General features: G+C 44.4%; 21 protein-coding genes and 2 tRNA genes. 8 read left to right on the plus strand and 15 right to left on the minus strand.

All coding sequences use genetic code 11. The annotated features are described in order from the left end of the window. Positions 1-107: 107 nt before the first annotated feature. Positions 108-1,001 (plus strand): methyltransferase domain-containing protein, encoded by an 894-nt coding sequence (locus tag AB8P72_RS09530; protein WP_369957684.1) that lies wholly within the window; start codon positions 108-110, stop codon positions 999-1,001. Positions 1,002-1,047: 46 nt separating this feature from the next. On the opposite strand, the gene AB8P72_RS09535 is transcribed toward AB8P72_RS09530, so the two are convergent. The 7 genes from AB8P72_RS09535 to AB8P72_RS09565 all read right to left on the minus strand — a co-directional run bounded on the left by AB8P72_RS09535 (position 1,048) and on the right by AB8P72_RS09565 (position 11,626). Continuing rightward, positions 1,048-2,517 (minus strand): ABC transporter ATP-binding protein, encoded by a 1,470-nt coding sequence (locus tag AB8P72_RS09535; protein ID WP_305936144.1) that lies wholly within the window; start codon positions 2,515-2,517, stop codon positions 1,048-1,050. Positions 2,518-2,670: 153 nt separating this feature from the next. Further along, positions 2,671-4,353: an iron ABC transporter permease gene (locus AB8P72_RS09540; RefSeq protein WP_068404604.1), complete on the minus strand. Its 1,683-nt coding sequence runs from the start codon at positions 4,351-4,353 to the stop codon at positions 2,671-2,673. Between the two features lie 97 nt (positions 4,354-4,450). Beyond that, positions 4,451-5,590: a Fe(3+) ABC transporter substrate-binding protein gene (locus tag AB8P72_RS09545; RefSeq protein WP_198328742.1), complete on the minus strand. Its 1,140-nt coding sequence runs from the start codon at positions 5,588-5,590 to the stop codon at positions 4,451-4,453. 217 nt (positions 5,591-5,807) lie between these two features. Then, positions 5,808-6,569, minus strand: a complete 762-nt coding sequence (locus tag AB8P72_RS09550) for a 16S rRNA (uracil(1498)-N(3))-methyltransferase (protein ID WP_305936145.1) — start codon at positions 6,567-6,569, stop codon at positions 5,808-5,810. Positions 6,570-6,589: 20 nt separating this feature from the next. After that, positions 6,590-8,200, minus strand: a complete 1,611-nt coding sequence (locus tag AB8P72_RS09555; RefSeq protein WP_369957685.1) for a 3-deoxy-D-manno-octulosonic acid transferase — start codon at positions 8,198-8,200, stop codon at positions 6,590-6,592. Positions 8,201-8,387: 187 nt separating this feature from the next. Then, a complete protein-coding gene (locus AB8P72_RS09560; protein ID WP_369957686.1) occupies positions 8,388-9,866 on the minus strand; it encodes a tetratricopeptide repeat protein in 1,479 nt (492 codons plus the stop codon). Positions 9,867-9,979: 113 nt separating this feature from the next. After that, positions 9,980-11,626: a cardiolipin synthase gene (locus AB8P72_RS09565; RefSeq protein ID WP_369957687.1), complete on the minus strand. Its 1,647-nt coding sequence runs from the start codon at positions 11,624-11,626 to the stop codon at positions 9,980-9,982. A gap of 304 nt (positions 11,627-11,930) precedes the next feature. On the opposite strand from AB8P72_RS09565, the gene AB8P72_RS09570 reads away from it, so the two are divergent. Both AB8P72_RS09570 and AB8P72_RS09575 read left to right on the plus strand, forming a co-directional pair. Next, positions 11,931-12,006 (plus strand) — tRNA-Val (locus AB8P72_RS09570). Positions 12,007-12,057: 51 nt separating this feature from the next. Then, positions 12,058-12,134: transfer RNA gene (locus AB8P72_RS09575), tRNA-Asp, on the plus strand. Between the two features lie 146 nt (positions 12,135-12,280). Here AB8P72_RS09575 and AB8P72_RS09580 read toward each other — a convergent pair. After that, on the minus strand, positions 12,281-12,718 hold the full coding sequence (locus AB8P72_RS09580) for a CopD family protein (RefSeq protein WP_068407421.1): 438 nt from the start codon (positions 12,716-12,718) through the stop codon (positions 12,281-12,283). Positions 12,719-12,778: 60 nt separating this feature from the next. Here AB8P72_RS09580 and AB8P72_RS09585 point away from each other — a divergent pair, with 60 nt between their 5' ends. After that, positions 12,779-13,258 (plus strand): hemerythrin domain-containing protein, encoded by a 480-nt coding sequence (locus AB8P72_RS09585; RefSeq protein WP_068407424.1) that lies wholly within the window; start codon positions 12,779-12,781, stop codon positions 13,256-13,258. A 174-nt stretch (positions 13,259-13,432) separates the two neighbouring features. On the opposite strand, the gene orn is transcribed toward AB8P72_RS09585, so the two are convergent. Further along, the gene (gene orn, locus AB8P72_RS09590; protein ID WP_068407427.1) at positions 13,433-14,020 is read right to left on the minus strand and encodes an oligoribonuclease; all 588 of its coding nucleotides are present in this window, start codon (positions 14,018-14,020) and stop codon (positions 13,433-13,435) included. A 227-nt stretch (positions 14,021-14,247) separates the two neighbouring features. Here orn and rsgA point away from each other — a divergent pair, with 227 nt between their 5' ends. From rsgA to secB, 4 genes are all read left to right on the plus strand, one after another. Continuing rightward, complete coding sequence (gene rsgA, locus AB8P72_RS09595; RefSeq protein ID WP_369957688.1) at positions 14,248-15,351, plus strand: ribosome small subunit-dependent GTPase A; 1,104 nt, start codon at positions 14,248-14,250, stop codon at positions 15,349-15,351. A 164-nt stretch (positions 15,352-15,515) separates the two neighbouring features. Further along, positions 15,516-15,971, plus strand: a complete 456-nt coding sequence (locus AB8P72_RS09600; RefSeq protein WP_068407433.1) for a rhodanese-like domain-containing protein — start codon at positions 15,516-15,518, stop codon at positions 15,969-15,971. Positions 15,972-16,264: 293 nt separating this feature from the next. Further along, positions 16,265-16,528, plus strand: a complete 264-nt coding sequence (gene grxC / locus AB8P72_RS09605) for a glutaredoxin 3 (protein WP_068407436.1) — start codon at positions 16,265-16,267, stop codon at positions 16,526-16,528. A gap of 204 nt (positions 16,529-16,732) precedes the next feature. Continuing rightward, a complete protein-coding gene (gene secB, locus AB8P72_RS09610; protein ID WP_068407439.1) occupies positions 16,733-17,185 on the plus strand; it encodes a protein-export chaperone SecB in 453 nt (150 codons plus the stop codon). 207 nt (positions 17,186-17,392) lie between these two features. Here the strand turns inward: secB and adk are convergent, their stop codons facing one another. From adk to AB8P72_RS09640, 6 genes are all read right to left on the minus strand, one after another. After that, complete coding sequence (gene adk / locus AB8P72_RS09615; protein ID WP_068407441.1) at positions 17,393-18,049, minus strand: adenylate kinase; 657 nt, start codon at positions 18,047-18,049, stop codon at positions 17,393-17,395. Positions 18,050-18,277: 228 nt separating this feature from the next. Beyond that, positions 18,278-19,558: a c-type cytochrome biogenesis protein CcmI gene (ccmI, locus tag AB8P72_RS09620; protein WP_068407443.1), complete on the minus strand. Its 1,281-nt coding sequence runs from the start codon at positions 19,556-19,558 to the stop codon at positions 18,278-18,280. Further along, positions 19,555-20,184, minus strand: coding sequence for a cytochrome c-type biogenesis protein (locus AB8P72_RS09625; RefSeq protein WP_369958288.1), 630 nt, complete (start codon positions 20,182-20,184; stop codon positions 19,555-19,557). Before AB8P72_RS09625 ends, ccmI begins: the two co-directional genes overlap by 4 nt. Before the next feature lie 20 nt (positions 20,185-20,204). Continuing rightward, complete coding sequence (locus AB8P72_RS09630) at positions 20,205-20,873, minus strand: DsbE family thiol:disulfide interchange protein (protein ID WP_102077371.1); 669 nt, start codon at positions 20,871-20,873, stop codon at positions 20,205-20,207. Between the two features lies 1 nt (position 20,874). Then, complete coding sequence (locus AB8P72_RS09635; protein WP_102077370.1) at positions 20,875-22,884, minus strand: heme lyase CcmF/NrfE family subunit; 2,010 nt, start codon at positions 22,882-22,884, stop codon at positions 20,875-20,877. 249 nt (positions 22,885-23,133) lie between these two features. Next, the gene (locus AB8P72_RS09640) at positions 23,134-24,468 is read right to left on the minus strand and encodes a hypothetical protein (protein WP_068407450.1); all 1,335 of its coding nucleotides are present in this window, start codon (positions 24,466-24,468) and stop codon (positions 23,134-23,136) included. Between the last annotated feature and the right edge of the window lie 218 nt (positions 24,469-24,686).

The following is a 24,686-nucleotide window of genomic DNA, read 5'->3' on the forward strand; positions in this document are numbered from 1 at the left end:
TAAAAAACTATACTTCAACCGTACTATTTATACGCTAAAACCCTATTAAAATCCAATAAAAGTTATAAACAACCCTTGCAAATACTTTAGATAAAACAGAGCACTTTATGAAACAAAAAGAGAGCCAAGCAAGCAGTCCATCCATTCATCACGCAACTAGCCAGCCAAGCAAACAAGCTATCATACCGCCCATTGCACAATCTGATACGCGCACAGACCGCAGCTTTGACGCGATTGCCGATCATTTTGAAAAAAAGGTTTATGGCGGCTTAAAGGGCGACATTCGTTTGGCCGTATTGCGCCGTGATATTTTTATCTATTGTACGCAGATGAGCCAAATGCTTGGGCGACCGTTACGTATTCTAGATGTCGGCGCAGGTCTGGCGCAAATCGCCATTGAGCTTGCGGCTCAGGGACATAAGTTGGTGATCAATGATATTTCAGCCAATATGCTGGAGAAAGCGCAAGCAAACGCTGAAAGCGTCGAAAAGGATTTAGATATTAGGTGGTATATTTGTCCGTATCAAGCGCTTGAAGAAAAGCTCGCGAGTAACACGGAAAAGTTTGATTTGATTATGTGTCATGCGCTGCTTGAATGGTTGGCAGAACCGGCCGCTGTGATGGATTTTTTTGATAAGCACTTAACTGAACATGGCGCGCTATCGCTGTGCTTTTATAATCCGGCAAGTTTTGATTATCGCAATCTTATTATGGGTAATTTTAACTTATTAGATAATACAGAGTATAAAGCGGACAATAAAAAAAGCCTCACACCCAATCATCCGGTCGCTAAAGAAGAAGTAGAATCGTGGCTAAAGACGCATGAGTATCAAACCATACTTGCCAGTGGCTTGCGCGTATTTCACGATTATGCGCCGCTCAAACGTGGCGGTCATAATGACTCTGATGCGGTAATACGTATGGAGCTACGCTACTCACAACTCGAGCCGTATAAATGGCTGGGACGTTATCTGCATATATTGGCAACGCGCCAAGTTTAAGGCTCTCGCTACGCTTAAAGAGCAGCGTTAACTTTAAAACTGATAACTATCTGATTTCTTCCACGCGCTCGGATCTATCATACTCTGACCAGGTGGTGGCATTGATGTCTTTTTCATCAAACACTACTACATGCTCTAAGATAGGCAAGATACCAATTTGCGAGCCAATCTCATGGTTATGATGACTGGCAACTAAGGACAATACGGTTTGACCGTCAGCAAGCTGTAAGCGATATAGATAGTTTGCCCCGCGGAATACGCGTCCGACGACTAAAGCCGTCTGCGCACTTTCATCGTCATGGACGATATCATCAGGACGTACCAATACTTTAATCGGTGTGCCGTTCGGATAGTCGTACTCGCAATATAGTGGCTGCCCTAACTCGTCATAGACTTCCATGCGCCGATAAATATCACCAAGTGCGGTTTCGACATGACCTTCTTTGATGATGCCGTCTATCATTGCCCCTTCGCCGACAAACTCAGCGACAAATGGGCTGATTGGCTCATGATATAGCTCACTTGGCGTGGCCCACTGGACCAATTTACCTTTATCCATGACCCCGACTTTATCCGCTAAAGCAAAGGCTTCGTTTTGATCATGGGTGACCAAAATAGCGGTGGTATTGGTACGTTTAAGGATATCACGCACGCTCATCGCCAGTGATTCACGTAGTACCACATCTAAATTAGAAAACGGTTCATCAAGTAGCAAGAGTTTAGGCTTTGGTGCCAACGCACGTGCTAATGCCACCCGCTGCTGCTGACCACCCGATAGCTCATTAGGACGTTTATCGGCATGTTCCGTCAATTCGACAAGTGCTAGCATTTCTTTAACACGCGCTTTTTTGTCAGCAGCCGACCATTTATTAAGACCGAAAGCGATATTCTTTGCCACGCTTAAATGGCCAAATAACGCATAATCTTGAAAGACCATGCCCATACCGCGCTTGGCTGGCGCGACCGCAAAGGTGGTGCGCGCTGTCTGCTCGGTCAGACGTTGATTACTTAAGCGAATTTTGCCACCGCGGCTTTGCTCTAAACCAGCAATTGCCCTTAACGCCGTGGTTTTACCGCAGCCGCTATAACCTAAAAAACAGCCTATTTCACCTTGCTGTAAATCGAGCGTCAAACCATTAACGATAATCGTATCGTTATAGCCAACGATTAAATCTTGGACGCTAAAGTAAGCGTCATCAGCGCTGGTGTTGTTAGTCGATGCTTTAATAGCTTGGTTATCTTGCGATTGGCTCTGTTCTGCTGCTTCTTGATTTGAGACAGTCTGATTTATAACGCTTTGATTTAAAGTACCTTGTTTTGATATGCTTTGTTTTAATATATTTTGTTTTGCTGTATTTTTAGGCAAGCTTCTATCTGCTTGCAGCTTTGCTACTTGAGCTTTGGTTAATAAAGTCGTCGGTGGTTTTTTCACATGCTCCGGTCTTGGCTTGCCGCCCACCTTGACGGATTTAGGCGCTGCTGGATTGGTTGAATCGTTCATCAAGTTAGTATACATAGACGGTACCAGTAAGCTATTAGTGAATAAAACCCATCATTGACGCGGTATTTGGTATGGCTTTTTTAAAATACTTCTTTTTTAACTAGGGCTTTTTGATTAAGGCTCTTTGATTATAGCGCTTCGATTATGGTTGCTTAATGATAAAGGCGTTTAACCTTGTTTATCACTTTGACGCAGCAATATCCAAACAGGAATAAGACCAACCAGTACAATCAACAAACTTGGCAAGGCGGCGCGTCCCCACATGCCTTCACTGGTCATCTCAAACACTCGTACTGCCAGTGTATCCCAGCCTTGTCGCCGCGTCATCAAAGTAATCGGCATCTCTTTCATAACTTCGACAAAACCCATTAATAACCCAGTTAACACCCCAGGGCTAAGTACGGGTAGCATCACTTGCCGCCAGCGCTGATATGGGCTATCACTGAGTAATTTCGCTGCCGCTTCTTGATTGACGGTCAAGCGTTGTAGCTGACGGTCGACCGGCTGAAAGCTTACTGTCATAAAGCGTGTCGACAAGGCGAGCAGCATCACAATCACGCTGCCAGAAAAAAACTGCGTTGAGGTAATACCAAAAGCTATCAGCTGATTATCAAGCCACGCAATCGGAATAAATATCCCAACCGCCAAGACCGTACCCGGCACCACATAGCCCAAATTGGCTAAAGTAGTCATGAGTTTGGTCGATTTATCCGGATATTGACGCTTGACCCACGCAATAATAATCGCCAAAAATGCGATAAATATCGTCGTCATACTGGCAACCATAAGACTATTGCTAACAAAATCAATATAACGCGCGTCAAAGTCTTGCTGGAAGTTTAAAGCGGTCCAATAAAGCAGCTGCAAAAATGGAATCAAAAACGCTATTAAAAATACCAGCGTACAAAGTAGCGCCATGCCCCACTTCGCAGGTTTACTGGCTTCAAAACGCTGGCTACTACCTTGCGTCACCGTATTACCACGCTTGGTTTGCCAATACTGCTCAAACAAGACAACGATAAAAACCACGCCGATTAATAATGCGGCCAACTGCGCGGCAGTGGTTAGACTAAAAAATCCAAACCATGCTTTATAAATCGCCGTGGTAAAAGTATCGACATTAAAGACCGATACCGCACCAAAATCTGCCAGCGTTTCCATGCTAGCAAGCAGCAAACCACCAATGACCCAAGGCAGCGCCTGTGGTAATGCCAGCCGAAAAAACACCTTACTACGAGTTAAGCCAAGCATCTGCCCCGCTTCAATCGCGCGCCTGCCTTGCGATAAAAACGCTTGGCGTGCCAGCAAATAGACATAAGGATAAAATGCCAACGACAATACCAAACCTGCGCCCCAAACATTACGTACCGAGGGAATAGCGGTGGTAAAACCAAACTCCCTTAACGCCGTTTGCAGCGGTCCACTAAAGTCAACGATACCGACAGTGACAAATGCTAAGACATAAGCGGGCATCGCTAATGGCAGCATCAGCGCCCACGCAAAAAACCGCTGTCCCGGGAAGCGGTACATACTGGTCACCCACGCAAGTGCCGTGCCGATAATGCCAGAAATCAGTGTCACCATCAGCAATAAAATGACGGTATTTTTTAACACTTGCGGCAACACATATTGACGCATGTGGGTCCAAATATCAGCGACCGGCTGCGTCCACGATAATAGTACGATTAAAATCGGTACTAGCATAAACAACGAAATCAGTCCTAAGACTGATTTCGAGATAATACGTTTGCGGACGACATGGTCTTGACTGATAGACGGGCTATTATTGTCGTTATTAGCTTCATTGACAGTATTGTCTTGTTTAGCAGACGCTTCTGGCATTGTTATCATAAATTGTTACCGAGTCATACGCATAATGACGCGATTAGATGCTAGATGACTAAACATCTAATCGCTAAAAACCAACCGCTCAGCGACTTGTAGCCTGTTATTTATAACCCGCTTTATCCATCATTTGAATGGCTTGGGTTTGTAGCTCACCAAACTTCTGCACGCTGATACTGTCTTGTTTAAACGGACCCCAAGATCTGAGTAGCTCTGACTCATCGATACCTACTTTTACAGGATACTCTTTATCAGAACTGGCATAAAGACCTTGCGCCTCATCAGAAGATAACCACTCCATCAATTTAAGCGCACCATTTGGATTGTCTGAGTTAGCGATAACCCCAGCGCCAGAGATGTTGACATGAGTACCAGTCGTACCTTGGTTCGCCCAAAATATTTTTACAGGGAAATTTGGTTTTTCATCAAGCAGGCGACCATAATAATAGCTGTTAGCAATACCCACTTCACACTGACCAGCGGCAATCGCCTCTAACATACTGGTATCATCACTAAAGACGTCTGTTGCTAAGTTAGCTACCCAACCACGAATAATTTCTTCTGTTTTTTCTTCGCCCAGATTTTCCATCATGCTTGCAACCAATGATTGGTTATAAACAGCTTTTGATGAACGCAGACAAAGTTTGCCTTTCCATTTTGGATCGGCCAAATCTGCATAAGTAGATAGTTGGTCGGCGCTAACTTTGCTTGGATCATAAAAAATTGTACGCGCGCGCAAAGACAGACCTGTCCACTGACCTTTTGGATCACGGTATTTAGCAGGAACATTGGTTTCTAAAATAGTAGAAGACACAGGTTGCAATAAGCCCTGCTCCGCTGCTTGCCATAAATTACCCGCGTCAACGGTTAATAACATATCCGCAGGCGTGTTTTTACCTTCCGCTTGCAGACGCGCCATCAATGGGCCGGTTTTATCGGTGACCAGCTCAATTTTAACGCCTGTTTTTTCGGTATATTTATCCAATAACGGTTTAATCAACTGCTCATTACGTGATGAGTAAATAGTAACGGTTTGCCCACCAGCGGCCGTTGCGTCATCATTTTTCGCCACTTCTTGCTCAGTGCCAGATTGTTCAGCAGTGGTTGTAGTGTCAGCATCTACGTTTTCTTCTGGCGTCGATGAGTTACTACAGCCCGCAAGACCCAACATCATGCTAAATACAGCAATAGGTAAAGTAAGCTTACTAGAAGATAGATTTGCACTGATAGCAGTTAATGACATGGCATTCCCCATAATGGTGCTACGGATAAGTGAGATAAGACGACATTAAAATCATTAGAAAATGATTAAACAGCGGGATTAATAAGACCTTAATATCTAAGACACATTATACTAATAGAAATGAGATTAATTATCAATACATTTATCTGGCCCTGCTGTGCCGATAAACTGGTCTAATTTTTAACAAGATATCAATGATTTATGTATCTGCCTGAGCTTAATCTCGACCTTGTAGCAGCCATTGTCCCAAAATGACATTGACCGCCGCTTCGGTACGTAAGATGCGTGGCCCGATATTAACTAGCGTACATCCTTGCTCAGCAAGCAACTCAATCTCATAATCATTCCAGCCACCTTCAGCACCGATAAATACCATACTTGGTAAAACCGATTCATGAGCTGTCTTAGGTTTTGCCAGTGGTTGCTGGACATATTGCGCAAATGACAGCGCGCTATAAGGATGAGCAACGATAGCGCGATTGGTGATTAAACTTGCAAGCTTATCTTCGACAAAGGGTTTAAAGCGTTTTTGCAGGCTAATGCGCGGCGCAATTGTGTCCACGCCTTGTTGCAACCCTTCTAACACAAACTCGTCAAGGCGAGCTAGCATTGGACTTTGCCAATAGCTTTTTTGCGTACGGTAGCTATTGATAAGAATAATATCGTTAACGCCGAGCGCGGTCATATCCATGATTAGGCGGCGTAACACCTTTGGCCGTGGCAATGCCAACACCACCGTAAGATTAAGCTTTGGTGGCGGATTGATGATCAGCTTTATATCACTTAGCTGAATACTGTCAGGCGTAATATTTTTAATGATAGCGCTACCAAGCTGACCACCAAGCTGACCAATTTTCAACCTATCGCCTACTTGGGCATTTAGCACTTTATTCACATGAGCAATTTGCGCCAAATCATTGATATACGCAGACGCGTTATCATGTTGAAAGTTGGTCGCTGGTAATAATATACAGTTCATAGCGTCACTTATATCCGCTGTTAATTCACGTCTTGGCTCAGGTCTTGCTCAAAAGATGGTTGAGCGTATTGTTCAATAACACCTTCAATCATCGATAGCTGCCGATGCAAGACTGCTTGCTGCTGCTCGGTCATTGCTGCACCCGCTCGCCCTGCCTGTTTTGCTAAGGATAGATGACTGAGCCAATACTTTAGCTGCTGATAAAGAAGATTGACATCATCATCTGAAGAAGATTGTTTACTCTCAGAGCGATGCGGCTGTAATAGCGGCTGAGATACTTGGCCATTCGCACTAATCGCGCTATAAAACACATTATTTGGTTGATATAACGCTCCAACGCTAGCAAGCTTATCAACCACACTTTGACAAGATTGTGTATAAGCACCCATCAATACTGGCGTTGCTACGCTTGCCGGCTCAACGGGATTATGTCCGCCAATATCGACTAATGAGCCGCCTACCAATGCCACATCGGCAAGCGCATACCAGCGCATCAACTCACCCATACTATCAGCGAGATAGACTTGAGTATTTGCGCTAATGGCATCTTCAGCACTACGCCGCGCCATCGCCAATCCTGATTTTTCAATCAGCTCTGCCACTTCATCAAAACGCTCTGGATGTCTTGGCACGATAATCAGCAAACTATTAGCTAATAAAGGGTTAGATAGGATTTGCTGCTGCCATGATAATACGATCTCTTCCTCACCGCTATGGGTGCTTGCTGCCACCCAAATCGGACGATCTGCTATGCCTAAATCTAAGTCCAAGTCTGCGCCATCGTTTATTATTTCAGCTGTTTTTATATTATCGTCATTGTTATTGTCATTTTTTGGCTTTGGCGTATTGATTACCCATTTTAGCGAACCTGCCACCCGAATTTGCGCGCTATGAGCGCCCAATTGCCGAAAGCGTTTTGCCGATTCATTATCCTGCGCAATAATCAAACTCAAATTCTTCATCATACTGGCACTGACAGCGCCAATTTTTTGATAGCTTTTAAAAGAAGACGCCGACAGCCGTCCATTGACCAAAACACTTGGAATATGATGCTCGGACAGTTTGGTTAAGATATTGGCCCAAAGCTCGGTTTCTACAAACAGGGCGGCGACGGGTTGTACATGTCCTAAAAATGTCTCAATCACCGCAGGGCTATCGACAGGAACATAGCTATGGCTTAAGCGACCTTGGGCAATATCATCGGCAAAGCGGCTGGCACCGCGCGCATATCCAGTCTGCGTGGTATTGGTCAACCATATCTGATAGCCTTTTGCCAATAGCGCATCCAGCAAAGGCGCGACAGTATTGGTCTCGCCTAAAGAGACCGCATGGCACCAAATGACTTTTTTGCCATTGCTCTCTTTAAGATTGCCATTTTCGTTGGCAGTCGCATTAGGTTTAACTTTGGCATTAGGTACAGGCGGCGCAGGATAGCGCTTACCAAAACGCTGCTCGACTTCTTGCTGATAATTATCACGCTTATGCGAGCGGCGCCATACTTGCAGACGATAGAGCGGTTTTAGCAACCCAATCGTTACTTGGTAATAAACAGGCGGCTTATAAACAGCTCGGCTTTGTATCGGCTGAGTCGACTTATCAAAAGAGGGTAAGGAATTATCAGAAGATGGCATGAAGAAGCCCAGATTAGTAATGGATCGGACGATAGGAGGTGACGTTATAAAATGACAATAAAAAATGCCAATAAAAAACGCGCCAATTCTACCTGAATTTAATGCTAAACAATAGTTTTAAAGCACTTGCTATCAGAAACAAAGATTTAAAAACGAGGATTTAAGAGCTAGAATTTAAAATAAGTATTTAGACAATAATGAAGATTAATATAGCAATAACAATGATTACCGCAAACAATAGCTGATAACGTTTGAGGCTATGCTGCTCTTGTTTTTGTGTGCTGATTAACGTTTGCGCTTGCCGCCATTGGCTCATCAAACTGGCCGCTTCTGGATGACCATTTTTGGCCACTTGCTCAAGCCAGTATTTCCCATTAGTCATATCTTGCGGCACGCCAAATCCTTGATAGTAGAGCTTACTTAATAGGCGCTGGGCACGGCTGTCGTTTTTGCTCGCGGCTTTCTGAACCCATTCTACGCCTACTTCCATACCAGCCACTTTATCCGTATTTATTCCTTCACTAAGCAGCTCATACATCGCCAAACGTAGCATCGCCGCGCTATTACCTGCATGGGCAGCGTCTTGCAATCTTGTTAGGGCTTGCTGCTTTGCTACCAAATGCTTTGCTGAAAACATAACTTGCGCGCGCGGTTTCTCTTGCTTAGCAATATGCTGCTCAAATTGATCTAAAACTTTACGGGCTTGCTCATACTCTGTCTTGCCAGCGCTTTGGGCGACGTCTATTTCATCAAGCTCTATCAGCAATTGAGTAAAAAGTTCTGGAGTTGGTGCGGGTTTTACTGTTGGTTTTACTGCAACTTCTTTTAACGCTGCTTGTGAAGATGCTACTGACGCAGTTTCTGCCGTTATAGTTTGTACAGTGGAGCTTTCTAATGAAGCGGTCGATAAATTAGGCTTTGCTGATACCGCCTCTGTTTGGACAACTTCAGGTATTGTTTGCAGCCCGTTATCAGCATTACTATTAACACGATTTGTATAAATGTCTTGTCTGTTATGCTGAGTCGTTCCTACTTCAGTCACGTTTTTATCAGCAGGTGGTGCGCTGTCTACGGGTAATATATGGGTATTATCAATGGCGTTTGGTAGTCTTGCACTCACTGCTTGATATAGCCCGCTTGCCACTTGACCACCTTGCACTGCTTGAAACGCTCTATCAATATGACCAAACAGCCGCAGTCCTATCGGCTCTAAAGCAAAAAATAGCGAGTCAGTCATATTAAACTGATTATTAACCTCACCATCATCGCGATAAACCACGGCCATATGCTGATAAAAATCATCGGTCAGTAGCGGTAAGGCCGGATAGCGCTTACGTAGCTCAAACTCACCGAACCAATGCGGCGTATTTTGCCATTGCTGTGCCAATACGCGCCCGGCATAAAATGCCAAAAATACCATAAAATTACGATAGCGCTCATCTATTAATAGCGCCGCTTCATCCCAGCTGCCCGACCTAACCATATCGCGGCGTATCTGCGACAGCAAAGTATCTACGCGCTGTAAACTTGCCAGCGACTCATCGAGTGTGCATCGATGCAATTCCGTTTCATAAGCCATGCCGCCGGCAACAAAACGGCCAGCTAAAAAATCTTGCCAATAGCCTGCTGCGATGTAATCAAGCGGTGTTAAGGGCGATGCAGACATAAGGCGAGCCTATCTTTTAAAGTTGAGCGTTTTGAAAACCAACATTTCAAATCATAATAAAAATAAGATGGTAATAAAAATAAGTAGTTTACCTTAACCTAAAATCAAAAGCGCTACAATAAAGGACTAAATAAGCGCACCACATTATCAAATAAGCGCTCTGCCCCGTGGCGCTCTTGCCATTCTTCTAAGCTTAAAAACCGACAACTCTGCAAGTAAACTTCTTGGCAATCAGCAACCTGCGCTACCATTTCTGGCGTATAAATCGCTAAGCTGACCTCCATATTTAAATAAAAACTGCGCATATCAATATTTACCGTACCAAACAGACAATAATCATCGTCAATAACCACGGTTTTAGCATGCAGCAGTCCACCTTTAAATAAAGCAATGGTTACCCCGGCTTCGAGTAGCTCTTGATAATACGCTTGCGAGGCATGCTGCACCAAAAATGAATCTACCTTTTCGGGCACAATAATCGTCACCTCAACCCCACGTTTAGCCGCCGTAGTCAACGCCCCTGACAAGGCTTCATCGGGGACAAAATACGGCGTGGTAATGCGAATGCGTTTATTGGCGCGATGAATCACCGTCACCAAGGTATTATAAATCACGTGCGCCGTCACTTGCGGCGCCGAAGGTATCAGCTGCGCTAACACATTCTCAACGACTGGCATACGCGGTATCACAATCGATGTCGACCCAATCTCGGGTAGCTCATCTGTATCGCTAATCTCGTCTAATACTTTAACGCGGCTATTGATATCATTAATAGTCGGACTCATGACATAAAGCTTACGCGTATAGTTATTCACGCGGTGATTGAGCGCATCGAGATTGTCTTTATTTTCTGCGCCAATATCGGTGACCACTACTTTTGCCATCGCTGTGGCAATATTTATCGGCTCTTGACTGACGCTGCGTATCGCCACATCAATCCATTGACCGACATTTTTATTTTGTTTAAAAAACTTTGGATCTACCAAGTTAAAGCTACCGATATAGCCTATATGTTCGTCAATGACGATAATTTTGCGATGATTACGCAAATCTGAGCGTTTAAATAGGGTTTTAAACAAACCAACCGGTAGCGACTGATGCACAAAAACCCCGGCTTCTTCTAACATGCGATGCTGTTTACTATTAAAAAAGCTAAAACTGCCCACACTATCCGCCAAAATATGGCACTCTATGCCGCGCCGCGCCGCTGCCATCAGCGCATCCATGACGTCGAGTATCTGACCTTTTGGATAAATAATATAAAACTCCATCAGGATAATGCGCTGAGCGGCATTAATATCTTCAATCAAGCGCCCAAAGATCGCACTCGGTGTGGTCAATAATTGCATTTGATGGCCGGGAAACACCCCAAAACCTGTCCAGCGCGTACCGATTTTACTGACCCCACGATAATTATCGGGTAGCAGCTCTTGACCTTCATCAAACACCATTTGCTCACGCTTAGCCATATCATTCATTAGTAGCCGCGCCTGATTCATACGCGCACGATAACGCCGCCCAATCATCGGCTCACCCAATAAGATATAAGCAATAAAGCCAACCAAAGGCAAAGTATAAAGCACGGCAACCCAAGCAATCGATACCCCGATATTGCGCTGTACCGAGACGATACGCAGGGTCATGACGATCATCAAAATCACGTGCAATATCAGACCCAATCCAGCAAAATCTCCTACCGACCATGTCGTAAAGTAGTCTTCAATAGACAGAGCTTCTATATTAAAATTATTTATGCTCACCTCCATGACCCTATATCACTCTAATCATTCATCTATTTATTAGTTATTAGTTATTAGCCCGCTGTTTTATTAAGTAGACGCCCTATAAGTAGACGTCTTGTTCGTTAGATGCAAAAAGCTTTATCAGTATAGTGACTTTTAGCAAGCACGCAATAGCCAGCAATACAGCGGCTATATAGTCTATCATCACCCTACTTACGGCTTAGTTTGAGCGGTAAGTAAGTTTATTAGCCATAATTTTAAAAATACTTAAAATAATATTTGACAGCCATGTGTAAATGTATATAATACACACCCACAGCAAGGGTGATTAGCTCAGTTGGTAGAGCGTCTGCCTTACACGCAGAATGTCGGCGGTTCGAATCCGTCATCACCCACCACTCATTTAGCGAGTGGGTCTTTTAGAAGACGAAATGCTAAAGACGACCTAAGCAGCGGTAGTTCAGTTGGTTAGAATACCGGCCTGTCACGCCGGGGGTCGCGGGTTCGAGTCCCGTCCGCTGCGCCATATTTAAAACTTGGTTTTTAATTGCATTATTAAGTACAAAGTTTCAACCTCAAGTATTCATTTACTTGAGGTTTTTTTGCGTTTGTTGATTTGTATTAGCTATTAATTGCTACTTAGCCTATATCATTTTATCTAAAAACTTCTCTTTAAAATCCCGTACGGAACAGCGTACCAACCACGACGAACGCCACTGAAAATAACGTCACCAGAATAATATTGATGGCAAACCCATTCAAATTATTAGCGGATAAGCGTGGTATGACCCAAAAGCGCGCATGCATCGCGACTAGTGCCGTCAGTAATAACAAACTCAGCTTTATACCAATCAAGACACTGATGTCATTATCAAAGGCAAACCACATCTCTATGTTAGGTAATATCTTATATACCATCCATAATCCAGTGATGATTTGAATGGCTAATGCCGGCATACCAATTTTTTCAAACTGCCCCTCAAATTGTAACAATGCGTCTAAATTACGTGAAGATAGCACTTTTGGCAACACCACTAATGCTAGTATTAAATGACCACCTGTCCAAATTGCAGCCCCGAGTAAATGCAAAATTAAAAGATAGTTGAACATAGAGTATTACTCCAAATAATTAATCAATCATGACTTCTCGAAGCATTAAGGTATTTAATTATGAAACGCGCCAATCAATTGCAGCCGCTGTCACGCCAACACCATCTTGGGCTTAATCTGTCTCGCCATGCCAAAGAAAGCTTGGATGAACCCAAAGAAATTGCCAAACATTGGGACAATCTCACCTCTTATATTAACGATATGGCTTATCACTTCCAAATTGAAGACAATTTAATTGCTAATGCGCTAGAGCCGTACCGCGCTACTGAATCCGATGTGGCGTCAGTACTCAATACCCTTGATGGACAGCATAAGCAATTACATCAACTGATAAATATGGTCGAACAATCGCAAAAATCTGGCAATAAAGAGGTCAGCGTGGCACAAGTTCATGAGCTTGGCACCCTATTATACGACCATATTCGCTTTGAAGAGCGCGAGTTATACCCGACGGTAGAAAAATATTTGTCGGAAGCAGAATTAGATGCGGTTTATGAAGCCAGCCCTGATAGCATTAAGCGACCTGATGAGAGTCGCTAATATACTCTTAAAGGATTATCCCAATAAGCTTTCATTCAAAGTATCATTGAAACAAAAAGCCCGCAAAGAAACGAGCCATATTTCGGCTTTCGTTTCGTTAACGGGCTTTTTACTTGTTCTTAAATGGTTATTTCTAAAGATTGATTTTTAAGGCACCAATCTTTAAACATGACGTTAAGGCATCAACTTAAAGAAATGCTGACGATAATGTTTTAGTTCGCGAATAGAATCGCGAATATCATCTAAGGCTAAATGGCTGCCGCCTTTTTCAAAGTTCCTTAAAATATCTGGACGCCAGCGGAAACACAGCTCTTTAATCGACGACACATCAAGGTTGCGATAATGGAAGAAGCGCTCAAGCTCGGGCATTTGGCGGGCTAAAAAGCGGCGATCTTGGCAGATTGAGTTACCACACATCGGCGACTTGCCACTATCGACCCATTTATTCAAAAACTTAATGGTTTCCGCTTCTGCTTCTGCTAAGGTCACGGTACTACGGCGCACGCGGTCGACCAAGCCTGACTGGCCATGCTGCTTGGTATTCCAGTCATCCATTTTATTTAACACTTGATCGGATACCTTGATTGCGAAAACAGGTCCTTCGGCAAGGACGTTTAAATCCTCATCGGTCACTACGGTCGCAATCTCGATAATCTCATCATTTAAGGTATCAAGTCCGGTCATTTCTAGGTCAATCCACACCAACCCTTTTTTACCTTGGTTTTTGATTTTAATTTTATTGGGATGGTCGTCGGTACTCATAAAATATCCTATGGTCAATAAACTTTGGCACAACTTGTGAGCCTTGTTAATCAATTAAACTGACTCTAAATGGTCAGGCTAAAATCATATGCTTTGCACTTGGTTGGCTATAATGCCTAATAAAACGAAAACATTACAAAACCACTATCTGCTAGCGGCGCTTTAGGCTGTATGTTAGCAAATTTTCACGCTACACTTAGCAATATTTTTCTAATAGGTCACAACCCATGGCATTAATCCGGCAACGCAAACTGACTAAACAACAGATTCGTCGCATCGACAAACAACAGCTTGATAGCCAAGACAGCATCGATGACAGTTTGATGGATGGCGTGGTCATGGCGCATTATGGTAAGCAGCTAGAAGTACAAGTGACCAGCTTGCCGGCAGTAATTCCTGTGCAGCCGGAGATTGCGCCTGATGATCCTGAGCCGTTTTGGCAGGAATTAACGTTAGGCGATATTTGGCGCTGTCATGTGCGTACCAATCTGCCCATGCTAGCAGCGGGCGACCAAGTACGCTGGACTGCAGACCCTAATACCGGCTTTGGACGTATCGAATCCGTCAAGCCCCGCACCTCGCTCGTTTCGCGTCCTGACCGTTATCATAAGCTCAAACCTGTCGCCGCCAATGTTGATATTTTGGCCATTGTATTTGCACCCTTGCCTGCCGCTGCGCCGACATTGATTGATCGCTATTTGGTCGTTTGTCATCATGCGGGCGTAAAGCCACTATTGGTACTTAATAAAGCTGATCTACTGGCGCAAGAAAACGGCGTCGATACCAGTGAATTATTGGCACAATACGCGGCGCTTGGTTACGAGAGCGTACTGACCTCGGTTGCATGCCCTGAAAACATCGCTGATAGTGACGAGCAAAAAGGGCTTGATGAGCTAAAGCGCTATATCGATAAAAAACTGGTTATTTTTGCTGGTCAGTCAGGCGTCGGTAAAAGCAGCTTAATTAATGCCTTATTACCTGAATCAGCACAAAGCGTCAATATTATCTCTGAAAACTCAAAGCTCGGTCAACATACCACCACCACCAGTCGCTTATTACCATTTAATCCAGATGACTTAACCCAAGGCGGCATTGTCGACACCCCTGGTATTCGTGAGTACGGTATTTGGCATTTAACGCCTGATGATATTATCTCAGGCTTTATCGAGCTTGCGCCACTGGCAGGTGATTGCCAGTTCCGCGATTGTCGCCATACCCATAACAGTAAAGGCTGCGCCTTGTGGCAAGCGGTTGCGTACGGCGAAGTGTTGCAGCGCCGGGTCGAAAACCTTGTCACGCTAACAGAAGAGGCGGATACTAAGCCTTATTAGCAGATATGTCTAAAGGTTACTGATAAAGGAACGACGAGATAAAGTAACGACGAAGCCATCGCCCGTTTACTATAGATGACCTTATCGGTATAATAGCGCCTTGTTCACCATCGTTGGGCTGTTATCTCAGTTTGACCGAACACTTATATTTTTGGAGGTATGGTTTGGATCGTGCGCTGGAATTTGTGGGCAACCACCCGTTTTTATTTGGTATATTAGCCGTGCTTGCCGTGCTGTTTTTTGCTATTGAAAACAAACGTAGTGGCAGAAAAATATCGCCCAACACCTTGGGTATGATGGTCAACTCGCAAAATGCGCAGCTGATCGATATTCGCGCCAAAAAGAAATTTGAAACTGGTTATATCCAAGGCAGCCGCAACATACCTTTTACTGAACTCAAAGACCGCATTGAGGAAATTCGTGCGATTGAGCAGCCAGTCATCATCGTCTGTGATATGGGTATCCAAGCAGGTGCTGCTGTCCAAATGATTGGCAAAGACAATGTCTATCGCCTAGAGGGCGGTATCGGCGGCTGGCAAGGCGCTGGTATGCCATTGGTTGGGTTAAAAGATACTAAGTCTAAAAACAAAGGCAAAGCCAAGCCAAGTTTGCATAAGTAAGACAATATTAATAGCTGGTCTTATTGACCAGCAGTACCAATTAAAAAGACACCTCTTTATCAGGTGTCTTTTTTTATACGCTAACTATGCTACCGTCAGCACTTTTTAACTAACACTGCTTGAATTTGCCATAGCCATCCCCATTTTATACGGAGCAGCAGCAAATATAGGGGTTATTTACGTATTGATAACGGATTATATTAATGACTACCCTATAATTTTTTTATCTTACTATTTATCCTATTACTTATAACAAAATTGCTCCCCCATAAATTTATAAATAAGGAATGACCATGACTGTTTCTGTGCAAGTTTATACCACTCCAATGTGCCCATACTGCTCAAACGCTAAGCAATTATTACAATCTAAAGGCGTTGATTACGAAGAAATCGGCATGCATGACATCAGCCGCGAAGAGCGCCAAGCTTTGATGCAAAAGACCAATAACTATCGCACTGTGCCGCAAATTTTCATCGGTGATACCTTTGTCGGTGGTTTTGACGAGCTTAACCAAATGAACCAACAAGGCAAGCTTGACGAGCTATTAGCCGGTTAATTTGCTATTGTCCTTTTCTGTCTATTTTTATTGTGTAAAAATAGACAGCGTTAAGAATAAAGCGTTGTGATAAAAAACATTTAAAAAAACTGCGTAAAAGACCTTGAGATAAATCTCAAACCTTAGTCTGCATTTATATTACAATGATATGTTGTTACAATGACAATCTGCCCCATTATTTGATTAACTTTTAGAGGAATGACCATGGCTGAAGAACAAGCACAACCACAATTGGCACTAGAACGCATTTATGTAAAAGACATGTCACTTGAAGTCCCAGGCGCCGCTGTATTTACTAAAGAATGGAACCCTGAGCTTGATATCAATCTATCAAGCAACGCTGAAAAGCTTGATGACGATCATTATCAAGTAGTATTGACGGTCAGTGTCAACGCCAAAAACGCTGAAGAAGCGGCATTTATCGCCGAAGTGCATCAAGCGGGCATTTTCTTATTAAAAGACATTCCAGAAGACCAAATCGGTCAAATCTTGGGTGCTTATTGCCCGAATGTATTGTTCCCATATGCACGCGAAGTGATTAGCGACATCGTTACGCGTGGTAGCTTCCCGCAGTTATTGCTTGCACCAGTCAACTTTGACCAAGCATACGCGCAAAGCCAGCAGCAAGCGCAAGTTGATGCCCAAGGTAACGCGTAAGTTTTAATCTGCTAAAGTATGAGCTAAGCTGCATTTAAACAATAGTATCTAAAAGCCGTTTACTGAATTTAAGTAAGCGGCTTTTTTATGGACGTTTTTTAGTATTTGCTTTTACGCACTAAAAAACCCTGCTGCTATTAATAACAAGCGGCAGGGTTTTGAATATAACGGTTAATCAACACGTCTATCGGCGACGTTTAAAAAACTTTAGCCTTTTAGTGCCGATAATATTTGCTGCTTAACATCATCAATGCCTTGGGTGCCATCGAATTTGTCATATTTAGGAGCATCGCCGCCCTCAGCTGCTTTTTCTTGATAGTAACCAACCAAAGCAGAGGTCTGCTGTTGATAGGTCGCTAAACGATCACGAATGGTCGCTTCTTTATCGTCCTCGCGTTGAATCAACGGCTCGCCCGTCACATCATCGATACCTTCGACCTTAGGTGGATTGTGGTCGATATGATAAACACGACCAGAACCAGCATGCTGACGACGGCCTGATAGGCGCTTAACGATTTCATCATCAGGCACGCTGATTTCAATCACATGGTCAATCGCTACGTTGGCATCAGCAAGCGCTTGGGCTTGTGGAATGGTACGCGGAAAACCATCTAAAATACAGCCGTTGACACAATCAGGCTTGGCGATGCGTTCTTGCACGAGGTTAATGATAAGATCATCAGAAACCAAACCACCAGCGTTCATCACATCTTTTGCTTGTTTGCCAAGTTCAGTACCTTCTTTGATGGCGGCACGTAGCATATCACCTGTTGAGATTTGCGGGATATCATACTCTTTAGAGATGAACTGGGCTTGGGTACCTTTACCGGCGCCTGGTGGACCTAGCAAAATAATACGCATCATTATACGACTCTCCTTAATAGATAGGATTTTGGGACTAATAAAACTTAGGGATTGGTGGGTTGCAGAGCTTACCTTACCTTGTGGCTTTCAAAAGCTCAAGTATTTTTAGTCTTGATGCGGCAAGTTACGATGACTTATCTGTTCATCAGATAGGATTGTGCGGGTTGTGCGCCGCCAAAAGTATGACGGCGCACATTTACTAAGTATTCAATTTTTACAATATATCTATCAAGGAACTTGTTGATTAATCGCCACATTGACCTGATTTTGGTCAGCGCTAATGACAACAGGATTACCGGTTAAATCACCGGATTCAGCATCGGCGGTGCCGCTATGGCTAATACGCGCAATGACAGCAAGCTGGACTTTATCGCCTCGAGCAGACGCAAGCGTACGTTCAGGCATCATGGCGTCTAAATCACTTAGGCTAATAGTCGCCTCTCCCTGTTTAATGACGCTAATCGGTAAACGCTTGGCAGCGAACGGTGGCCCACCTTTGACATCACGAATAGCGACAAATAACACATCGTCTGCTTTTACTAATGGTAGCAAACTTGCATTAATAGAGACCGTAACCTCAACGCCCTCAGATGCCTGCTGCTGCTGAGCGCTGACATTGGCGCTCAATTCATCAAGGCTTGCCAGCGCTTGGCTATGGTCGCCCGGTTTGGCGGCAATACTGGCGCGCAAACGCTTAATCCATCCTTGTGCTTGCTCAAAGTTATTGCCACGCGCCTCACCCATTGCCATCAGCATTTGGGCGCCTTCATGCTGTGGATTTTTTGCCAGTACGTCTTGTAAGACGCGGCGGCTATTGGCATCGAGCTGGCCTTTATTGGCAAAAAAGCTGATTTGCGCATAAGTGGTGGCGATCTCTTCATTGCCTGGCGACAAACGATAAGCACGCGATAAGGCTTCAAGCGCTGAGTCGGTTGCTTCTAATGATAAAAACAGCTCAGACAGACGCATCCAGCGATCAGGATCATCAGCATGACGATAGACGTTGGTCTGCATGGCACTGATAAGCTGCGTACCGTCTTCAATCGCCCAAGCAGGCGGCTGATCGATTTTACCAGTCAATAAGTCATCTGCCACTTGTCCGACTTTATCTTCAGCCACCCATAAGTCAAATACTGACGTACGGTCACTGATTAAAAAATAAGCCAATCCTGCCAATACCGGCACCCATATCATGATAATCAAACGACTTTTGTAACTTGGCGCTACCATGGGCGTGACTGTGCGCTGCGCGTCCAGTAATTGGCGCTCAAGCTCGAGCTTTTGATTGCGGTAATGGACGTCATCGATGGTGCCGCTGTCTTTATCGGTTTGCAGCTCTGTTAGACGCTCACGGAATACGGCAACGTTGATGTCTAGCAGTTGGTTGTCAACGGGCTTGTCGCGCAAGCGTGAGGCGCGTAGCCATGGCATGATAGCGATAACGGCCAGTAGCAGCGCAATAAATAAGCTTAGGGCAATAAATAAGCCAAAAGTAGAAGATAGGGTCATTTTTTGTCCTCTGTACTGGTGATAACAGCTTCGCTTTTAGCATTGCTATTGCTATTGCTATTGCTATTGCTATTGCTATTGCTATTGCTACGCGACAATAAACGATCAAGCTCCGCTTTTTCTGCCGCCGATAACGCTGCGGCGCTGTCTATATTAATCGCACTTTCACCGCGCGCCACGCGCTGGCTACGTTTACTTTGCCAAAACCAGCCAATGATTAGCACAATCAATAATAATGGCGGAAAAAACCACAGTATCCAAGTCGATGGGCGCACAGGCGGCTTGTAAGTAATAAAGTCGCCATAACGCTCTTGCATATAAGCGCGTATCTCAGCATCACTACGACCCTCTTTGATCATGTCGTACGTTTTTTGCTTTAAATCTTGTGCGATGGGCGCATCAGAACCTGCCAAATTTTGGTTTTGGCATTTGGGGCAACGCAGCTCCTCGATAAGTCCGCGATACTGCGCTTCTTGCTGCGGCGAATCGAAGTCATAAACGTCAATGGCAGCATGCGCACTGAAACTGAGGATAAAACTAAGCAAGCACGCAAGCATTAAGCCGGCTAACTTTATTATAAAATTTGCTGGTTTTATGCTTTGTGCTGACAGGCTTTTTGATGACATCACTGTTAAAGGTATGGCGTTCATTTACACACCTCCTGAACCTGACTAGGATCGGGACTGACATTTTTCTTATCCGCTTCATTGAGCACCATCAGACAGGGCATGATGCGGCTTTGCCAGTTGCTTTCATTAATCTCACCAACAATATGCTGACGAATAATACCTTGCCCATCAACCACAAAGGTTTCAGGCGCGCCAGTTAAGCCTAAATCTAAAGCAAATTGCCCAGATAAATCCTGAATAGACATGGAGAATGGATCGCCGCCACGATTTAAATATCCTAGCGCATCACCGATGTCATCTTTGTAATTAACGCCAACCAAATTGACCCCGCGTTCCTCTAATTGCATTAAAAAAGGATGCTCAATGATACAAGTTGGACACCACGAGCCCCAAATATTCATCAAAAATGGTTGTTCGGGCAAATTGTCATTGGTCATCATACGGCTAGTATCGGACAATAATGGCAACTCAAATGACGGTACCGGCCGCTCAAGCGCAGTATTGGTGACGATATCCGTCGGCTGACCCAAACGCAGGTACAGCATAATAATAAAACCAACAAACACAATCAGCGGAATCAAAAACCATATCTTTATTTGGCTTTTTTTCATGGTCTTGGTCGTTTTGTGGTTTGCATCACCTTTATTGTCAGGCGCTTTTTGGGAAGAATTATTTGACTGACTCATGTTACTTCTCCCCTACGTGAGCTTCGGTAATAAATCCTGCTTTGTTGGCTGCCGTTTGCGTTGATGCCTTAGCCTTTTTAAAACGATAACGGCTATCGAGCATACTTAGCAGACCGCCTAAGGCCATGATAATCGCCCCAAGCCATATCCAGCGCACCAGCGGCTTGACATAAATACGTACCGCCCACTTATTACTGTCTTCTGCGATAGGCTCGCCCAGCGCTACATAGACATCACGCATGAGACTGGCATCAATTGCCGCCTCGGTCATTGGCATACCACTAATAATATAAGTACGTTTTTCCGGATACAAAGTTGTCACCGCGCGACCTTCTTTGGTCACCTCAACCTGTGCTTGCATACCATCAAAATTGCTGCCCCTGACTTCATGAAAATCTTTGACCTCAAAGTCGTAGCCTTGTACGTGCACAGTTTCATTTTCACCCAATGCCACATCGCGCTCGACACTCAAGGTGCTGGTAAACGCCACCCCGATGACGGCGACGATTACGCCAATATGAGCAGTTTGCTGCCCCCAGTAGCTCAAACGTAGCTGACGTAGTCCTTTAAAGAAACTTGGGGCGTTTTTGGTTTTGTCTTTAAAATCGACTGCCATCCAAAGTAAAACCCAAAAGCTAACCGCCAGCGTCACGCCAATATTTAACATATCAGACGGGCTAACAAAGTAGGCAATAATCGCTGCTAATAATAAACTGCTGACCGCAATGACCATACCGGCGCCTAAGAGCGGACGGCTGTCTTTTTTCCAGCGAATATTAGAACCCATGCCCATCGCTACTAATAACAGCCAAGCCAAAGGTACAAATAGCGCATTAAAGTACGGAGGACCAACAGAGACCTGACCTAAATTAAAGGAGTCAGCGATGATAGGATATAGCGTACCAAGCAGTACGACTAAGGTTGAGATTAAAATAATCACGTTATTAATGACTAAAAATGATTCACGCGATATCAGCTGATACTGACTTTCAACCGTCAGACGCCAACCGCGTACGGCAAACATCAACAGCCCGCCACCGACGATAATACCCAGAATGACTAAAATAACCAGACCGCGCGTTGGGTCGGCAGCGAACGAATGCACCGAAGTAATGACGCCTGAGCGCACAAGGAAGGTGCCCAAAAGACTCAAGGCAAAAGCAAAAATGGCCAGCATAATGGTCCACGCTTTAAAGACCCCGCGCTTTTCGGTCACGGCTAATGAATGCAGTAAAGCTAAGCCAGCTAACCAAGGCATCAATGAGGCGTTCTCTACTGGATCCCAAAACCACCAACCGCCCCAGCCAAGCTCATAATAAGCCCACCAAGAACCAAGTGCGATACCAACGGTCAAAAAGCCCCATGCAGCCAGTGCCCATGGACGCGACCAGCGGGTCCAGACAGCGTCCAAACGTCCTTCCCATAATGCTGCCATACAAAATGCAAATGGCACAGCCATACCCACATAGCCCATATACAGCATCGGCGGGTGGATAACCAAACCAAAATCCTGTAGCAGAGGGTTTAAATCGGCGCCATCGACGGGTAAATTTGGTAAAGTGCGATCAAACGGTGATGAGGTAAAGATTAACATCGCCAGCATCATCACTTGCACGCCAGCCAATATTACCAGTACGCGGGCGCGCATGGTCAATGGTAAGCCACGGCTAAAGTAGGAGACCAGCGCACACCAAGTGGCCATAATGGTCATCCATAGTAGCAGCGAACCTTCATGTCCGCCCCACGTCGCCGACAATTTATAATACCAAGGTAACAAGGTATTAGAGTGCTGGGTGACATAAACCAAGCTAAAATCATTAAAATAAAAGCCTGCCATCAATGACCCAAACGAGACAATCATGGCCGCAAACTGCGCCCACGCTAAACTCGGAGCAAGGCGCTGCCAGGCAACGTGGTCGTTCATGACACCCATGGTTGGTAATACCACCTGCAAAATCGCCAATACAAAGGCGGCCAGCAAGGCAAAATAACCCAATTCTGTGATTAACATACGGTCTAACCTTGTTTACCTTAATACGGTCATTGTTTATTTTAGAAAGCAGTATTTTTAATGCGTCTGAGAATAGTCAATAGTCGTTACTTTTAGACATTACGCCGTCATTGTCATGCTTTTTTCTGCATCTGTAGCTATCAGCCATTGTAGCTTAGAAGACTTACAGCATGGTACATTAGCGTCAACTTGTCACGTTTCTGTATCCACTCTGTAGGCGATATGTGTAAAGAACATAAAAACCCTTTCTCACTGCATGGCAGGGAAAAACACCAAGACCAGATGCAACCAACCTGCCAAGAAACCTGTCAAACCGCCGAGTATAATCAGCGTCATCTCATCTTCGCGAAAAGCGGGACGCAATAGGTTTTGAAACTCATCAGGGGATAGCGCGCGAATACGATCGCGAAATAGCCCAAATATTTTACTGGCACGGCTTTCATTAAGTTCAGGGTCTCGCAGTGGCACCATAGTCGCGACGATGGATTTGTCGATAATGGTATTTTTCAATTGCCCAAACTCGCGGCGACCCAGTCCAACCCGCAATGTGGTACTAATGACCGGCGATTCTAACACTTTATACAAATGCGATTTCATCAACTCACGCGTTTCGGCGGCGCGGTCACCATACATCATCTCATTCATGATGTTTTCTAAAGTGACCAAATCTTTGACCACAATCTCAGCAAAAACCTCAGACACTTCCTCTTGGCGCTTCATAAAACCGCCTTGGAAACGGTACTGCGCGATATGCGGCAGTTGCGGCTTAATAAATGGGAAACGGCTTTGTAGCACAAAAAACTTCACATACGGAATAAAACGTGGCTCAACTGGGTTAAACACCATCCAAATCGCAATCCAGTTGGTCAAAAATCCCCAAATAGCGGCAAAAAACGGTACCGTCCAATGCTGCGGTACCACCAAAAATATAAACATTTGGATAATACCGAATACAAGGCCAATCAAAGCACTGATATGCCAGATAAAATCAATCTCTTTTTGCCCAACTTTTAAAAACATATTGACCATCAAACGCCGGTCACTTTCCATTTTATTGACAATCATTTTGCGCATATCGACCAAATCTTCGACGTGATAGGTCAAATCGGTCACCAAGGATTGCATGATATTTGGTAACTCTTGATGCGCTTGGGCATAGACGCGGCGCTTTAACGCATAAGGCAGATTGCCCCACAGCGCTGGCGAATGGTCAAGCATAATCTCATCAATCAAACTCTCAAGGTTTTCATCGACCGTATCGGTGATAAATACCGCCATCTGTTCTGGCTCCATCGCCTGAAAAAACTCATCGAGCGAACCCAGCTTTGAGAGCGTCTGATCAACAATCACGCCCGATATCTTGCCTGCCTTACGTGGCACAATTCCTTGCCAACCCAATCCCGGCAAACCAAAGAATGGAAAGTTTGGAATCCGAATACCCCAAAATTTAATCGGATAAAATAGCATCTTGAGTGCCATCCACACGTGTATCCAAGTGACAAATGCAGTCACTGGTGGAATGGTCAACATAGCAAAAAACTCGGGGTGTTCCGCTATCGTTTGCCACAATGAATTTGCATCCATGACTCTAATTATCCTTGAGGTGATGATGGTCGTTGTTAAGCAAATATCCTTAGTCGATTAAGAACGCTCAATAAAAACGCTCTATCCTCAATAACCACTAAATTAAATAACGCTATAGATGCGATAAGTGGCTAAAATAAATCGCCTGATTTTAGCATACTTGCTATTTATTAGCACATATCAAGCCTTGGCAAGTTGTGACTAGCGATGACACGTTT

The sequence above is a fragment of the Psychrobacter sp. CLB018 genome (assembly GCF_041222815.1).
Taxonomy (GTDB): Bacteria; Pseudomonadota; Gammaproteobacteria; order Pseudomonadales; family Moraxellaceae; genus Psychrobacter; species Psychrobacter faecalis.

Excerpts from the sequence above, each read along its gene's own strand:
- AB8P72_RS09530 (WP_369957684.1), top strand. The coding sequence starts at position 108 with ATGAAACAAAAAGAGAGCCAAGCAAGCAGTCCATCCATTCATCACGCA.
- AB8P72_RS09535 (WP_305936144.1), bottom strand. The coding sequence starts at position 2,517 with ATGTATACTAACTTGATGAACGATTCAACCAATCCAGCAGCGCCTAAA.
- AB8P72_RS09540 (WP_068404604.1), bottom strand. The coding sequence starts at position 4,353 with ATGATAACAATGCCAGAAGCGTCTGCTAAACAAGACAATACTGTCAAT.
- AB8P72_RS09545 (WP_198328742.1), bottom strand. The coding sequence starts at position 5,590 with ATGTCATTAACTGCTATCAGTGCAAATCTATCTTCTAGTAAGCTTACT.
- AB8P72_RS09550 (WP_305936145.1), bottom strand. The coding sequence starts at position 6,569 with ATGAACTGTATATTATTACCAGCGACCAACTTTCAACATGATAACGCG.
- AB8P72_RS09555 (WP_369957685.1), bottom strand. The coding sequence starts at position 8,200 with ATGCCATCTTCTGATAATTCCTTACCCTCTTTTGATAAGTCGACTCAG.
- AB8P72_RS09560 (WP_369957686.1), bottom strand. The coding sequence starts at position 9,866 with ATGTCTGCATCGCCCTTAACACCGCTTGATTACATCGCAGCAGGCTAT.
- AB8P72_RS09580 (WP_068407421.1), bottom strand. The coding sequence starts at position 12,718 with ATGTTCAACTATCTTTTAATTTTGCATTTACTCGGGGCTGCAATTTGG.
- AB8P72_RS09585 (WP_068407424.1), top strand. The coding sequence starts at position 12,779 with ATGAAACGCGCCAATCAATTGCAGCCGCTGTCACGCCAACACCATCTT.
- orn (WP_068407427.1), bottom strand. The coding sequence starts at position 14,020 with ATGAGTACCGACGACCATCCCAATAAAATTAAAATCAAAAACCAAGGT.
- rsgA (WP_369957688.1), top strand. The coding sequence starts at position 14,248 with ATGGCATTAATCCGGCAACGCAAACTGACTAAACAACAGATTCGTCGC.
- grxC (WP_068407436.1), top strand. The coding sequence starts at position 16,265 with ATGACTGTTTCTGTGCAAGTTTATACCACTCCAATGTGCCCATACTGC.
- secB (WP_068407439.1), top strand. The coding sequence starts at position 16,733 with ATGGCTGAAGAACAAGCACAACCACAATTGGCACTAGAACGCATTTAT.
- adk (WP_068407441.1), bottom strand. The coding sequence starts at position 18,049 with ATGATGCGTATTATTTTGCTAGGTCCACCAGGCGCCGGTAAAGGTACC.
- ccmI (WP_068407443.1), bottom strand. The coding sequence starts at position 19,558 with ATGACCCTATCTTCTACTTTTGGCTTATTTATTGCCCTAAGCTTATTT.
- AB8P72_RS09625 (WP_369958288.1), bottom strand. The coding sequence starts at position 20,184 with ATGTCATCAAAAAGCCTGTCAGCACAAAGCATAAAACCAGCAAATTTT.
- AB8P72_RS09630 (WP_102077371.1), bottom strand. The coding sequence starts at position 20,873 with ATGAGTCAGTCAAATAATTCTTCCCAAAAAGCGCCTGACAATAAAGGT.
- AB8P72_RS09635 (WP_102077370.1), bottom strand. The coding sequence starts at position 22,884 with ATGTTAATCACAGAATTGGGTTATTTTGCCTTGCTGGCCGCCTTTGTA.
- AB8P72_RS09640 (WP_068407450.1), bottom strand. The coding sequence starts at position 24,468 with ATGGATGCAAATTCATTGTGGCAAACGATAGCGGAACACCCCGAGTTT.